A 13,508-nucleotide genomic window follows, 5' to 3' on the forward strand; every position below is an offset into this window, starting at 1 on the left:
CTCGTGATGTCCGAACTTGTTTCCCGCACCCTCCGTAGACCTTTGCTCATCCTGTTCGTCCTGGCCGCCACGATCGCCGCCGCGCTGGGAGTCACCGCGGCGCTGCCCGACGACTCCCCGGCCGCGCAGCCCGTCACCACCGACCCCAGCGGCCCGTTGGCCGCACAGATCACCCAGACGCAGCAACAGCTCGATCGAGTGCCCGGCAACGCGATCGGCTGGGCCGGACTCGGCGCAGCCTATGTCGAGCTGGCCCGAGTGACCGGCGATCCCGAGAACTATGGCCAGGCGCAGCGGGCGCTGGATCGATCGCTGGAGCTGAAGCCCGAAGGCAATGCCGAAGCGCTGACCGGACTCGGTGCGCTCGCCAACGCCCGGCACGACTTCATCGCCGCGCGCGGCTACGCAGAACAAGCTCTCGCGCTGCGACCGGACAGTGCGGACGTCTACGGCGTCCTGATCGATGCGCTGACCCAACTCGGCGAGGCCGACGCCGCGAGCGCGGCCGTGCAGCGGATGCTCGACCTGCGTCCCGGCGTTCCGTCGTTCACCCGCGCCGCCTACGACCTCGAACTGCGCGGTCGCACCGACGAGGCCCGGCAGGCGCTGCAGATGGCGCTCGACGCGGCGAACACCGCCGACCAGATCGCTTTCTGCCGCTACCACCTCGGCGAGCTCGCGTTCCACACCGGAAACCTCGATGAGGCCGAAAGCCATTACCGCTCCGGTCTTCTGGCGAACCCGGCGAACGCGGCGCTGCAACAGGGCATGGCCAAGACGTACGCCGCCCGCGGCGATCTCGACCGGGCCATCGCCGAGTACACGGCACTGACCGACCGCGCGCCACTGCCGGAGTACTTGATCGAGTTCGGCGAGTTGTTGGAGGCCGCGGGCAGGCCCGACGAGGCAGCCGTCCGGTATCGGGAGGTCTCCGACCAGTTCCGCAGGCTCGAAGAGCAGGGAGCCACCGAGTACGTGGACGCCGCTCAACTCGCCGCGGAACACGGTGACCCGGCCGAGGCGGTGCGGCTGGCGCAGCTGGAGTTCGGCCGCAGGCAGAGCGTCATCACCTCCGATGTGCTCGCCTGGTCGCTGCACAAGGCGGGGCGTGATGCCGAAGCGATCGTCTACGCCGACCGAGCGGCATCGCTGGGCTGGCGCAGCGCCACTCTCGCCTACCATCGCGGCATGATCCTCGCGGCGCTGGGCGAGGCCGATCAGGCCGCCGCCGCACTGTCCGATGCATTGCGGACGAACCCGTACTTCTCGCCCTTGCACACTCCGCGGGCCCGACAGGCCCTCGACGCGCTCGGCGCCCGATGAATCGATAGGGACACGCCCGCGTCGACCGGTCCGCCGGATCGACGCGGGCCACTGTCGATGTGATTCGGGCTGATCCGGCCCGCGATACGGTAGGAGGGTGTCCGACTCCTCCCCCCGTCTCGACACCGGAAACGAGTACCGGGGATCAGCTCGCTCGGGCGGTGTACCAGCCGCGTCCATCCGGGTCACCGAAGTCCTGGCCGCTCTGTCACTGACCACTGACCTAGCGACCGGAGCGCCGTTCGAGAAGGGACTGGCAACCTGCCTGCTGGCGACCGCGCTCGCGGAGCGGATCGGTCTCGATCAGGCCGACCGGCGCATCGTCTTCCATGCCGCCCTGCTCGGTGCGGTCGGGTGCACCAGCCGAGCGTCGGAGAACGCCGAGGCGTTCGCCGACGACATAGCTTTCCAGCGGGCCTACCACGTGATCGACAGCAGCGACGCACCGGTCTTCGCCGCGCAGCTCGAGCAGTTCGGCTCCTGGGCTCCCGGGGTCCAGCCGCTGGTCCGGGAGCGGTTCGCCACGACGACGCCCGCGCAGAAATCCGCGGCGGTCCGCTCGGTGTGCGAGGTCAGCCGAGCGCTCGGACCGCGGCTCGGGCTGCCGGACGCGGCCGTGGTCGCGCTGACCGAGGTCAAGGAACGCTGGGACGGTCTCGGCGCGCCCGAACGGCTTCGGGGAGAGGAGATCTCGCTGGCGGGGCGCATCGTGCACGTCGCCGAGCAGGCGGTCCTCGCCGCGATGGGCCGGGGACGCCGCGGTGCGGTGGACGAGCTACGGCGCCGCGCGGGCGGGCATCTCGACCCGGAGGTAGTGGACTCGTTCGCCGCCGACGAGGTGTGGGACTGCCTCGACGTTCCGGACGTGCTGGCCGCGGTCATGCACGCCGAGCCGGGGATTCCGCTGTACATCCGGCCTGCCGAACGGCTGGAGCTGTGCCTCGCGCTCGCCATCGTGGTCGACCTGAAAGGTCGCTGGCTGCTGGGGCATTCGGCGCACGTGGCCGATCTCGCGTGCGGCGCGGCCAGGTTGTCCGGGATGGGTGCGGGCGATCTCGACACCCTCCGCGCCGCGGCGCTGGTGCACGACATCGGCCGGGCGGCGGTGTCCTCCGCGATCTGGGATCGCCCCGGACCGCTCGGTCCCGGTGACTGGGAACGCGTTCGGCTGCACACGTATTGGACCGACCGGGTGCTGCAACGGTGTCCGGGCCTGGCCGATCTGCGTGAGATCGCGGCGGGCCACCACGAACGTCTCGACGGCAGCGGCTACCACCGCGGCGTCGGCAGTCACGACCTGTCGAAATCGGCCCGAATCCTCGCCGCCGCAGACGTTTTCGCGGCGCTGACCGAGCCGCGACCGCATCGGCCCGCCTTCTCTCCCGACGACGCCGCGCAGATGCTCGTCGCCGAGGCGACCACGGGCAGGCTGGACACGGCCGCCTGCGCCGCGGTGGTGGAGGCGGCGGGTCTGCGCAAGCCGCGTACCGAATTCCCCTGCGGCCTCACCGAACGCGAGGTCGAAGTGCTGCGGCTCGCCGCACGTGGCCTGTCGAACCGACTGATCGCGGCGGAACTGGTGTTGTCCGAGCGCACGGTGGGACATCACCTCGCGCACATCTACGACAAGACCGGCCGCCGCACACGCGCGGGTGCGGCCGTCTTCGCCATGGAGCACGGCCTGCTACCCGATTGAACCGGGCGCTCGGTGCTCGTCCGCTGCGGCCCGGGTGGGACCGCGAGAGGAATGCCGAGAAGTCATTCGCCCCAGGCTGGGTCGAGCGGCGCATTCCTGTTGAACCACACGACTTTTCCGAACAGATCGGGTGCGTCACTTGCTGCCATCGTCGCAGTGTAGGTGGCGGATGGGGAGGTTCGGCGGCGTGTTGGCGCACGATCCGGGATCGGTCCGCTGTGGGGTCAGCTGAGGCGGTGGGCGGCGAGAAGGTCGGTGTCGCCCAGGATCTCGTCGATGGGGCCGTCCGCGACGATGCGTCCGCTGTCGAGGATCACCGCGCGGTCGCAGATGCGCTGGGCGTAGGGCAGGTCGTGGGTCACCAGGACGAGTGTGGTCGGCAGGGACAGCAGGATGTCGGCGAGTTCGCGGCGGGCCACTGGGTCCAGGTTGGCGGCCGGTTCGTCGAGGACGAGTACTTCGGGGCGGCAGGCCAGGACGGTGGCGAGCGCGGCGCGGCGGCGTTCGCCGAGCGACAGCCGCGTCGGGGAACGATCGGCCCGGTCCGACATGCCGACCGCGGCGAGCGCGAAACGCACGCTCTCGGTGAGGTGTTCGCCGCGCGCACCGAAATTGCTCGGTCCGAACGCGACGTCTTGTTCGACCGTCGGCATGAACAGTTGGTCGTCGGGGTCCTGGAACACGACACCGACGCGTTGGCGGATGGCGCGAACGGTGTTGCGGTCCAGGTGAGTTCCGCCGATGTGCACCTCTCCCGAATTCGCGGTCAGGACACCGTTGAGATGCAGCATCAGTGTGGACTTGCCCGCGCCGTTGGGCCCCAGAACCGCGACTCGCTCGCCTGCGGCGATGTCGAGGTTCAGCCCATCGAGCGCGGCGGTCCCGTCCGGATATGCGAAAGCTAGGTCGACGAGGCGTACGGCGGGCGCCGCGGACTCGTTCATCGGACGGCCCACGCGGCGACGCAGACTCCGACTGCCGCCAATGCGGGAACGCAGGCGACGAGCCATTGCCCGCGGGTGGCGGTGGGTGTGCCGAAATCCACGATGGTGCCGGTGAATCCGCGCGAGAGCATGGCCAAGTGGACCCGTTCTCCTCGTTCGTAGGATCGCAGGAACAGGCTACCGACGCCGCGTGCTGTCGCGCCGATCTGACGAATCGTCCGCGGGTCGTCTCCGCGCGAGACCCGTGCCAGGCGCATGCGTGCCGCCTCGTCGGTGATCACGTCCACGTACCGCAGCATCAGCACCACGATCGTGACGATCATGCCGGGCACGTGTAGCCTGCTCAGCCCGCCCGGCAGGTCACGAACGCTGGTCGTCGCCGCCACGGTCAGCGAAATCCCCACCCCGATTGTTCCTTTCGCGATTATCCCCCAGGCGGCGTAGAGGCCAGTCGTCGACAGCGACAGCCCGAGCAGTGTCGTTCTGGGTTCGCCTGCCGCGAACGGCAGCAGCAGCGCCAGCACGACAAAGGGCAACTCGATGAGCAGACGCGGCGCGATCCACCGCGGTGGGATGCGCGCGATGCGCCAGATCACGATCAATCCGGCCGCGTAGACAGCGAATGGCCAGAACATCTCTCGTGGCGTCGCGACCACGGCGAAGACCGTGATCACGGCGCAGACGATCTTCACTTCGGCCGGAGTCCGATGCACCGGCGAACTGCCGGGCAAGTGCAGCCGGTGGCTGACTGTGGACACCTAGGTCGACTCCGATTCGGGCGATGCGCTTTCGGACTCCGAAACCCGCTCGGCCCGTGGGCGATCCGATCGACCAGCGCGGATGATGCGCACGATCGCGAACAGTGCGGCGAAGGCGGCGGCCACCCCGAGAACGCCCGCGATGCCGGTCAACCGGTCGTTGCCGTCGATCGTGTAGTCGGCCAGCGGCCAATCCGCCATCGCGTGACTGTCCGCGTTCTGCGCGATGCATTCGCCGTGCAATTCCTCGGTTCCGTCGACCTCGACCACGGTGCAGCCGCGCTGCGTCGTGGCATCGAGTCCGTCGGGCTGCGAACTCGCCACGTAGGACAGCAGGCCCGCGACGAGCACCGCGACGGCGGCGAAACCGAACAGGAATCCGTTCATCGAGAGCGCGACGCGCGGCGTCGCGGTCCGTTCGGTGGCACGCAGTAGGTACACGAGGTCGGGCCGGGCATTGACGACGGCGACGACGGTGATCGCGGTGATGAGGCCTTCGCCGATGCCGATCAGCGTGTGCGTGACCAGCATGTACCAGGCGACCGCCCCGACGGTCGACCCCGCGGCCCCACCTATCGCGTACTCGAAGACGAAACCCATTGCGGCGACGATGGTTCCGGCCACTGCGGCGACGAAGGCGACGGCACCGATCCCGCCGCGCGACGGCACAAGGGGCAGCGAACGACGCGCGACGAAGTATCCGACGGCCACCCCGATCAACGCCATGTTCGTGATGTTCGTACCCAGTGCAGTCAGCCCGCCGTCGGCGAACAGCAGCGCTTGGACAACGAGCACGATCGCCACACACAGCGCCCCCACGTATGGCCCGACGAGGATCGCGGCGAGCGCCCCGCCCAAGAGATGCCCGCTCACGCCTGGCAGGATCGGGAAATTCACCATTTGCACCGCGAAGATGAACGCGGCCACCAGACCTGCCATCGGAGCGGCACGCTCGTCCAGCTTCGCACGGGCGCGCCACGTCGCGAATCCCAAGCCCGCGACGGCGATCACTGCGAACAACACAGAGGTGGGTGCGTCGACAATGCCGTCACTCATATGCATGGCGGACGTGGTGAGGCTCACCCCCCGATACGATACGCGCAATATATGTACAAGTGGACAGATATGTGAGCATTGGCGACGACTGGCCCCGGCAAGGAGAGAACGGCAGAGTAGAACAGTGGCCTCGAGCTCCCCGAAGAACCCCGAACACGCCCGGCTCCCAGTGCCTGGCCTGGATGTCGCGGGTATCGAACACTGGGCCCATCGGTTCGACCTCCTCTCCGACGCCAATCGGCTCCGGCTGCTGGTGTGCCTGCACCACACCCCCGATCAGAGCGTGACCGAGCTCGCGGCCGCCGTCGGCATGACGGCCACCGCCGCGTCCCATGCCCTGCGCCTGTTGCGTTATCAGGGCTGGGTCACCGCATCCAAGAGCGGCCGAATCGTTCGGTACCGCCTCGCCGACGAAACGATCCATCAGCTCCTGCACTGGATCGGCGCACCTCACGCCCCCGAGCCCAGTCCGCTCTGACAGCGGCGGCCAGGCTGGAGCGGCACAGGCCCCTTCCGGTAGAAGCGGCGAGCGGTGGCTAATATGCGATAGCCGCATGCCGAAGGGAGCATTCGATGAACGGGACGGCGACTGCGCGCAGCACCGCGATCCGCAGAGCAGCCCTGGAGTTGTTCGTGGTGCAGGGGTACGAGGCCACCTCGATGAGTGAGATCGGAGCCCGGGTCGGGATCCGGGGTCCGAGCCTCTACAAGCACGTCACGTCCAAGCAGGAACTCCTGGCGGACATCATGATCGGCACCATGGATGCCCTGCTCACCGAGCACCAACGGGCGGTGTCGGGCACCAGCGACCCGACCGAAAGGCTGCGCCGAGCGGTCGAGGCGCACGTTCGTTATCACGCACGCCATCGATTGGAGGCTTTCGCAGGCAACCGCGAGATCCGCAGCTTGACCGAGCCGTATCTGTCGGCGGTCTTGTCCCGACGCTCGGAGTACGAGCGCAACTTCCGGTCCCTCATCGCCGATGGCGTCGCCGCGGGCCGGTTCCAGGTGGCCTCGGAGCGGATCGCCTCGTACGCGATCCTCGACCTCGGCATGGGTGTCGCCACCTGGTTTCGCGAGGATGCCGAGTTCAACGAGAACGAAATCGTCTGGCAGTACGTCGATTTCGCGCTGCGGCTGGTCGGCGCCGCCTGACCGTGCTCACCGGATTCGCCTGTCCGCCCTCGCCCACGCCGCATCCCGCAGCACGTACTTCTGCACCTTCCCCGTGGACGTCCTCGGCAGCGGGCCGAACGTCACGGTCTTGGGTGCCTTGAACCTCGCCAGATGCTGCCGTACGAACTCGATCAGTTCGCCCTCCGTCGCCGTCGCGCCCTCCTTCAACGCCACGTACGCGGCGGGAACCTCGCCCCAACGCTCGTCGGGCACAGCTATCACCGCGGCCTCCAGCACCGCCGGATGGTCGGCCAGCACCTGTTCGACCTCGACGGAGGCGATGTTCTCCCCGCCGGAGATGATGACGTCCTTGCTTCGATCCTGAAGTTCGACGTACCCGTCGGGGTGGACGACCCCCAGGTCGCCGGTGCGGAACCAACCATCGGGCACGGCCGTACGGGTCGCCTCGTCGTCATCGAGGTATCCGAGCATCAGATTGTTGCCGCGCAGTGCGATCTCGCCTACCGACTTACCGTCGGAGGGGACATCGGAGCCCGAGGCGCCGATCACCCTGGCGCGGCACGAGATCAGGTTGCCGACCCCTTGGCGTGCCTTCAGTCGCGCCTGCGCGGCATCGTCCAGTCCGTTCCATTCCGGACGCCAGTCGCAGATCATCGCAGGCCCGAATGTTTCTGTCAGTCCATACAAGTGGGTGACGTCGAATCCGAGCTCCCCCATCCTGCGCAGAATCGCCGGACTCGGCGGCGCGCCTCCGGTCGCCACCCGCACCGACGGTGTCACCGGATGCGCCTGGGGCGCGTAGGCGAGCATAGAAAGCACGGTCGGCGCACCGTTCAAATGCGTGACGCCCTTCTCCCCGATCAGTCGCCACACCTCGGCCGGATCCACCTTCGGCAGGCAAACGTGGGTACCACCGGCTGCCGTGACAGCCCACGGGAAACACCATCCGTTGCAATGGAACATCGGCAAGGTCCACAGATACACCGACGACGGAGACAAACCGGTATGACCGACCATCGCCAGAGCCTGCAGGTACGCGCCGCGATGGTGATACATCACGCCCTTCGGCTTCCCGGTCGTGCCCGAGGTGTAGTTGATCGACAGTAGCGATCGCTCATCGGACGGCACGAGGACCGTCGGTTCGGCTTCGGCGATCATGCGCTCGTACTGCTCACCCACAGTCACCACGACGGGCGGCGCGCTCATCCGCGCCAACGCATCGTCGACAAGGTCTCGATACACCGGATCGACCACTAGGACAGACGCTTTCGCGTGCTCGATCACGTAAGCGATCTCGGCGCCTGCGAGGCGAGTGTTCAGAGCGACCAGCGGAACGCCCGCCCATGGAACACCGAAGTGAGCCTCCAGCAGCACATGCGTATTGGGAGCCAAGACGGCGACCGGTCGCCCATCGGCCAGCGGCGCGAGCGCACCGGCGAGTCGGCTGCACCGGTCGCGCAGCTGCGCGTAGGTCCACTGCCGAGGACCATCGATCACCGCTACCCGGTCGCCGTGTGCGTCGGCAGCCCGGTCCAGGAACGCGACCGGCGTCAACGGCTCGTAGGACAAACGATCGAGATCCAGCGCCATGGATCGGCCTCCTCGGATACAGCTGCGGCGACGGTAACGACCGACAGCGTAGTGGAGGCGGCTAATGGTTAGTAGCCTATTTGCACGAATCGTCTTGAATATCTGGATCGAGTTGACATATCCCGCTAATAGCTAGTTGCCATGAGCGGAAGATCTATCGGCCGCCCCCGGGCGAGCATCGGCGTCGATGCGGAATTCAGGCGGGCGCGAGTCCGATTTCGGCCGTGACGAAGCGTGTCGAAGCCGAAAGCTTCGACGGGGCCGACGACGTAAGCCCGCGTCAGGACTCGCGAACAATGAGCACCACCTTGCCGATGGACTCGGCGGAGTCCAGCAGCGGGTGCGCCTCGGCGACATCGGCGATCGGCACTTCGGCGGCGACAACCGGCGTGACGGTTCCCTCGGAGATCAACGGCCACAGCCGCTCGCACAACTCGGCGATGATGTCGGCCTTGGACCCGGGCCCGCGCTCGGGACGGCGGCGCAGGTTCGTCACGTGGATCGAGCCCCGTTTGCCCAGCAGCACACCAAGATTCAGCTCGGCAACGGCCCCGTCCTGCAGCCCGATGATCGTCAGGTCGCCGCCCTCGGCCAACGCCTCCACATTTCGCTGTAGATAGCCGGCGCCCATGATGTCGAGAATCACGTCCGCGCCCCCGTACTCGCCGGTCACCACGGCCACGAAATCCTCGTCCCGGTAGTTGATCAGTGTGTTCGCCCCCAGCTCCCGGCAGCGCTCCAGCTTGAACCGCGATCCCGCGGTCACCGCCACGCGCGCACCCAGCGCCCGGCCGACCTGAATCGCGTGCGTGCCGATCCCACTCCCTCCGCCGTGAATCAGCAACACCTGTCCACTGCGCAGCCCAGCGGTCATCACCACATTCGACCACACGGTGGCGGCCGCTTCGGGCAGCGCCGCCGCCGCAGTGAGGCTCACCCCGTCGGGTTTCGGCAGCAACTGGGTGGCGGGCACGTTGACCCGTTCGGTGTAGCCACCGCCGGCCAACAGCGCGCACACCTCATCACCGGGCCGCCACTCCTGCACGCCGGCGCCGACCTCGGCGACGACACCCGAAACCTCGAGGCCGAGGATCTCGCTGGCTCCGGGCGGCGGCGGATAGAAGCCGCTGCGTTGCATGACGTCGGCACGGTTCACCCCAGCGGCCACCACATCGACCGCCACCTCCCCCGGGCCGGGCGCGGGCAGGTCGTCCACCCGAGCCCATTGCATGACCTCCGGACCGCCGAAACCGTCGAGTGTCACCGCGAACATTCGCCTCCTTCCGATAGCGGGCGGGCCCGATGGGTTCAGTGCAGTGCCGTACGCAGGGTGTCCTGCGCCAGCTTGATGGCCGCGTTCGCGGCATGGGTCGAGCGCAGGGCGTTCAGCATCACGAAGTCGTGGATGATGCCGCCGAACCGCACCTGGGTGACCGGAACACCGGCCGCACGGAGCTTGGCCGCATACGCCTCGCCCTCGTCGCGCAGGACATCGGCCTCGCCGGTGATCACCAGCGCCGGCGGCAAGCCCTTCAACTGCTCGGTCGAGGCACGCAGCGGGGACGCGTAGATCTCGTCGCGCTGCGCGTCGTTCTCCGTGTACTGGTCCCAGAACCACTTCATGCCCTCTCGGGCGAGGAAGTAGTGCTCGGCGAACTGGTGATAGGACGGTGTGTCGAAGTTGGCGTCGGTGACCGGGTAGAAGAGCACCTGCTGCTTGATCTCGACGTCGCCGCGATCCTTCGCCATCAAGGTGAGAACGGCCGTCATGTTGCCGCCCACCGAATCTCCGGCCGCCGCGAACCGCGAGGAGTCGAGCCCCTTCTCGGCGCCGTGGGCGAACACCCACTGCGCGGCGGCGTAGTTCTGCTCGATCGCGGTCGGATACTTCGCTTCCGGGGACAAGTCGTACTCCGGGAACACGACGGCCGCATCGGCGCCGACCGCGAGCTCACGGACCAGCCGGTCGTGGGTGTGCGCATTGCCGAACACCCAGCCCGCTCCGTGAATGTAGAAGATGACCGGAAGCGACCCGGTGGCGCCGGCGGGCTTGACGACGCGGACTTTCACCGTGCCGGTCGGTCCGCCCTCGGCGGTGACCCATTCCTCGTCTATCGCCGGCTTGTCGATCTCACCCGACTGCACCTCGTCGACCGTCTTGCGGCCTTCGGCCGGCGGCAACTGGAACAGAAACGGCGGCGTGTCGGTAGCCTTCGCGAACTCGGTCGCCTCGGGTTCGAGCACCGGCTTGATTTCGGTCATCGCACTCTCCTTCGGTTCTGGCGTTCCTGCTTCCGGCTGTTCTGGTGTGACTCAGGATCGAGCGCCACGCGCCGTTGTTCGAGGGCCGAATGGCGGATGCGGCCCTGCATCAGGTGGCCCTTCGGGTCACGGAGTCCTTGGCAGCGAGCGCGGACCCGAGGGCGTGCTGCGGGCATCGACGATGTGCGAGAGACTCACTTCGAGGACCGTGCACCGACGTCGGCGACGAGCCGCTCGGCCAGCTTCTCCGAGGACTGCGGGTTCTGCCCCGTATACAGGTTCCTGTCGACAACGATGTACGGCCGCAACGGAATCCGCGCCTTGGAGTACTCGACACCCGCCTCCTTCAACCGGTCCTCCAGCAGCCACGGCGCCTTCCTCGCGAACCGGTTGAGCAGTTCCTCCCGGTTGGACAGCCCGGTCATCTGGTACCCGGCGAACGGTGAGGTGCCGTCAGGCTTGGTCGCGGCCAGGATCGCCGCGGGCGCATGGCACAGCAGCGCGAGGGGCTTGCCGGATGCCAGCCGGTTGGCCAGCAGCGCGCCGGAGGTCTCGTCGTAGGCGAGGTCCTCCATAGGGCCGTGGCCGCCGGGATAGAACACCAGATCGAACGCATCCGGATCGACGGAATCGAGCGTCACCGGCGTGGCGAGGACAGCCTCGATGCCGTCCAGGTAGTGCTTCACCGCACCACGCCTCCACGGCATCCCGCCGGCGATGCCGAGGCTGAGCTGATCGAGCGTCGGAGCCTTGCCACCCGGGGTCGCGACGGTGATATCCCAGCCCGCCTCGGAGAAGATCCGGTGCGGCACCGCAACCTCCTCGGCCCAGTAACCCGACGGATGCACCGAACCATCGTTCAGCGTCCAGCGGTCCGCCGCCGAGATCACGAAAAGAACCTTCGTCATTTTCTTCCTCCTGATGCAGTCACGGGAGACGGATACGGCACCGGGCGGTTCGATCCGCACGAAAACTTGTGACCGCCCGACGCCACATCAGGCAGACTCGTGCCGTTGACGGCAGTCGTCCAACTGATACCTTTGCACGCGGCAGCCGAATAGACTAGGCCTTTCGGTCGCACCCGCGAAATACCAAGGCGTCGCGCCCGAAATCGCGATGAAATGCAGGGTCTTCGCCCCGGCCAGCGCAGTGCTGAAGTGCACTACGATCACCTCGTCCTCGCAGGTGGATGACCTGACGCGAGCCACGCTCCACAGTCGCCGCGAGGCTCGGCACCATCCACTTTCCAGGTTGCGTCTCAGCTTCGCACCGAATACGTCCAGCTCGATATTCAGCGGGTGGGCTGAGCTGAAAATTACATACTTGATACAGAAGCTCGGACTTCGAACACAGGACCCAACCGATTTGCACAGCAAATACGACCAGAAGCCCCTCTCCCCGGCCGTATTTCGAAATACCCTTCCGAACCAACGACGCCGAGAAAGCTTGCCGTGCCGATGATTCAGCGAGTCCGACGAGCGCGGACGCCCTACTCGCCTCTCACCCCACCTGAACAGCTCTCGGGAAGAGCATGTTCGGTACTAGCGAATCGTGAGCACTACCTTGCCGACGGTCTCGGCGGAGTCCAGCAGCGGATGCGCCTCGGCGACATCGGTGATCGGGACCTCGGCAGAAACGACCGGCACGACTGTTCCGTCGGAAATCGACGACGCCCGCCGGCGCGACCGTGAACTCCTGATCATCCGCGACGGAGGCAAATGACCTCTCGGTCACCGATGACCGGAGCCGGGTTCCGCTCGCGCCGTGGCAGATTGCCCGGACGAACCCGCCGACGCGCGGAAGTTGCGGCGATAGGTCCTGGGCGAGACACCGATCGCCTCGTGCAAGTGTTGGCGCAAGGAAGCGCCGGTAGCGAAGCCGACCTCGGAAGCGATGCGGTCGACAGACAGGTCAGTGGCCTCGAGTAGTTCGCGGGCACGGAAGACGCGCTGCTGAATCAGCCACCGGCCGGGACTGACACCCACCTCGTCGCGGAAGCGGCGTGCGAACGTGCGGTGGCTCATGCTGGCTTGTTCTGCCAGGTCGGCCAGCATCAGCGGGAGGTGCAGACGGGTCAGCGCCCACTGCCGGGCCGCCGCGGTTCCCGTGGACGTCGTCGGCGGCACCGGCTGTTCGATGAACTGGGCTTGGCCACCCTCCCGCCACGGCGGCACCACGCAGCGACGGGCAGCCATGTTCGCGACCTCGCTGCCGTGATCAGCACGCACCAGGTGCAGACACAGATCGATACCGGCGGTGGCGCCGGCGGAGGTGAGGATGTCGCCGTCATCGACGTAGAGCACATTCGGATCGAGCCGAACCTGCGGGAAGGCGCGACGGAAATCGGCGGTCGAGTTCCAGTGTGTGGTGGCAGACCGACCGGCCAGCCTGCCGGTAGCCGCCAGCACGGCCGCCGCGGTACACAGCGAAACGATCCTGGCGCCCGGTCGAATTCGAGCCAGCGCATCGGACACCGATTGCGGCGGTTCACCGGCGAGATACGGCGCGATATCGCACGGCGGAATCACCACCGTCTCAGCCGTTTCCAGTATCGCTGCGTCCCGCTGGACGGCGATGACGAAGTCGGCCTGGCTGCGCACCGGGGAGCCGTCGATCGAGCAGGTGAGTATCTCGTAGCGACCATCGGCGACCCCGAACACGCGGTTCGGGATCCCGAGTTCGAACGGATACACGCCGTCGAGCGCCAACACGACCACCCGATGTGGTCTCCCACTCACCATG

12 protein-coding genes and 2 pseudogenes are annotated in these 13,508 nt (G+C 67.4%); 4 read left to right on the forward strand and 10 right to left on the reverse strand.

What is annotated here, in order from left to right:
* Together ACRWNM_RS24530 and ACRWNM_RS24535 are read left to right on the forward strand one after the other, a co-directional pair.
* A partial coding sequence (locus tag ACRWNM_RS24530) for a tetratricopeptide repeat protein (protein WP_431970436.1) occupies nt 1-1,323 on the forward strand: 1,323 nt, incomplete at its 5' end.
* A 97-nt stretch (nt 1,324-1,420) separates the two neighbouring features.
* Nucleotides 1,421-3,019, forward strand: coding sequence for an HD domain-containing phosphohydrolase (locus ACRWNM_RS24535; protein WP_431970437.1), 1,599 nt, complete (start codon nt 1,421-1,423; stop codon nt 3,017-3,019).
* A 224-nt stretch (nt 3,020-3,243) separates the two neighbouring features.
* On the opposite strand, the gene ACRWNM_RS24540 is transcribed toward ACRWNM_RS24535, so the two are convergent.
* From ACRWNM_RS24540 to ACRWNM_RS24555, 4 genes and pseudogenes are all read right to left on the reverse strand, one after another.
* Complete coding sequence (locus ACRWNM_RS24540) at nt 3,244-3,963, reverse strand: energy-coupling factor ABC transporter ATP-binding protein (RefSeq protein ID WP_431970438.1); 720 nt, start codon at nt 3,961-3,963, stop codon at nt 3,244-3,246.
* The gene (cbiQ, locus tag ACRWNM_RS24545) at nt 3,960-4,721 is read right to left on the reverse strand and encodes a cobalt ECF transporter T component CbiQ (RefSeq protein WP_431970439.1); all 762 of its coding nucleotides are present in this window, start codon (nt 4,719-4,721) and stop codon (nt 3,960-3,962) included. Before cbiQ ends, ACRWNM_RS24540 begins: the two co-directional genes overlap by 4 nt.
* Nucleotides 4,722-5,108, reverse strand: a complete 387-nt coding sequence (locus ACRWNM_RS24550; RefSeq protein WP_431970622.1) for a PDGLE domain-containing protein — start codon at nt 5,106-5,108, stop codon at nt 4,722-4,724.
* A 12-nt stretch (nt 5,109-5,120) separates the two neighbouring features.
* Nucleotides 5,121-5,783, reverse strand: a pseudogene (locus ACRWNM_RS24555) (energy-coupling factor ABC transporter permease); the annotation flags it as partial.
* 163 nt (nt 5,784-5,946) lie between these two features.
* On the opposite strand from ACRWNM_RS24555, the gene ACRWNM_RS24560 reads away from it, so the two are divergent.
* Together ACRWNM_RS24560 and ACRWNM_RS24565 are read left to right on the forward strand one after the other, a co-directional pair.
* A complete protein-coding gene (locus ACRWNM_RS24560) occupies nt 5,947-6,255 on the forward strand; it encodes an ArsR/SmtB family transcription factor (protein WP_431970623.1) in 309 nt (102 codons plus the stop codon).
* 95 nt (nt 6,256-6,350) lie between these two features.
* Nucleotides 6,351-6,932, forward strand: coding sequence for a TetR/AcrR family transcriptional regulator (locus ACRWNM_RS24565; protein WP_431970440.1), 582 nt, complete (start codon nt 6,351-6,353; stop codon nt 6,930-6,932).
* Nucleotides 6,933-6,938: 6 nt separating this feature from the next.
* Here ACRWNM_RS24565 and ACRWNM_RS24570 read toward each other — a convergent pair whose 3' ends face one another.
* From ACRWNM_RS24570 to ACRWNM_RS24595, 6 genes and pseudogenes are all read right to left on the reverse strand, one after another.
* The gene (locus tag ACRWNM_RS24570) at nt 6,939-8,504 is read right to left on the reverse strand and encodes an acyl--CoA ligase family protein (RefSeq protein WP_431970441.1); all 1,566 of its coding nucleotides are present in this window, start codon (nt 8,502-8,504) and stop codon (nt 6,939-6,941) included.
* 280 nt (nt 8,505-8,784) lie between these two features.
* Nucleotides 8,785-9,777: an NAD(P)H-quinone oxidoreductase gene (locus tag ACRWNM_RS24575; RefSeq protein WP_431970442.1), complete on the reverse strand. Its 993-nt coding sequence runs from the start codon at nt 9,775-9,777 to the stop codon at nt 8,785-8,787.
* 35 nt (nt 9,778-9,812) lie between these two features.
* Complete coding sequence (locus ACRWNM_RS24580) at nt 9,813-10,766, reverse strand: alpha/beta hydrolase (RefSeq protein WP_431970443.1); 954 nt, start codon at nt 10,764-10,766, stop codon at nt 9,813-9,815.
* 194 nt (nt 10,767-10,960) lie between these two features.
* On the reverse strand, nt 10,961-11,674 hold the full coding sequence (locus ACRWNM_RS24585) for a type 1 glutamine amidotransferase domain-containing protein (protein WP_431970444.1): 714 nt from the start codon (nt 11,672-11,674) through the stop codon (nt 10,961-10,963).
* 633 nt (nt 11,675-12,307) lie between these two features.
* A pseudogene (locus ACRWNM_RS24590) lies at nt 12,308-12,430 on the reverse strand (zinc-binding dehydrogenase); the annotation flags it as partial.
* 66 nt (nt 12,431-12,496) lie between these two features.
* Nucleotides 12,497-13,507: a GlxA family transcriptional regulator gene (locus ACRWNM_RS24595; protein WP_431970445.1), complete on the reverse strand. Its 1,011-nt coding sequence runs from the start codon at nt 13,505-13,507 to the stop codon at nt 12,497-12,499.
* Nucleotide 13,508: the final 1 nt, after the last annotated feature.

The organism is Nocardia sp. bgisy134 (genome assembly GCF_965341865.1).
Lineage (GTDB): Bacteria > Actinomycetota > Actinomycetes > Mycobacteriales > Mycobacteriaceae > Nocardia.

What these genes read in the sequence shown, in the direction of transcription:
- ACRWNM_RS24575 (WP_431970442.1), bottom strand. Translation starts at nt 9,777, where the DNA reads ATGTTCGCGGTGACACTCGACGGTTTCGGCGGTCCGGAGGTCATGCAA.
- ACRWNM_RS24540 (WP_431970438.1), bottom strand. Translation starts at nt 3,963, where the DNA reads ATGAACGAGTCCGCGGCGCCCGCCGTACGCCTCGTCGACCTAGCTTTC.
- ACRWNM_RS24565 (WP_431970440.1), top strand. Translation starts at nt 6,351, where the DNA reads ATGAACGGGACGGCGACTGCGCGCAGCACCGCGATCCGCAGAGCAGCC.
- ACRWNM_RS24580 (WP_431970443.1), bottom strand. Translation starts at nt 10,766, where the DNA reads ATGACCGAAATCAAGCCGGTGCTCGAACCCGAGGCGACCGAGTTCGCG.
- ACRWNM_RS24550 (WP_431970622.1), bottom strand. Translation starts at nt 5,108, where the DNA reads ATGAACGGATTCCTGTTCGGTTTCGCCGCCGTCGCGGTGCTCGTCGCG.
- ACRWNM_RS24570 (WP_431970441.1), bottom strand. Translation starts at nt 8,504, where the DNA reads ATGGCGCTGGATCTCGATCGTTTGTCCTACGAGCCGTTGACGCCGGTC.
- ACRWNM_RS24595 (WP_431970445.1), bottom strand. Translation starts at nt 13,507, where the DNA reads ATGGTGAGTGGGAGACCACATCGGGTGGTCGTGTTGGCGCTCGACGGC.
- ACRWNM_RS24585 (WP_431970444.1), bottom strand. Translation starts at nt 11,674, where the DNA reads ATGACGAAGGTTCTTTTCGTGATCTCGGCGGCGGACCGCTGGACGCTG.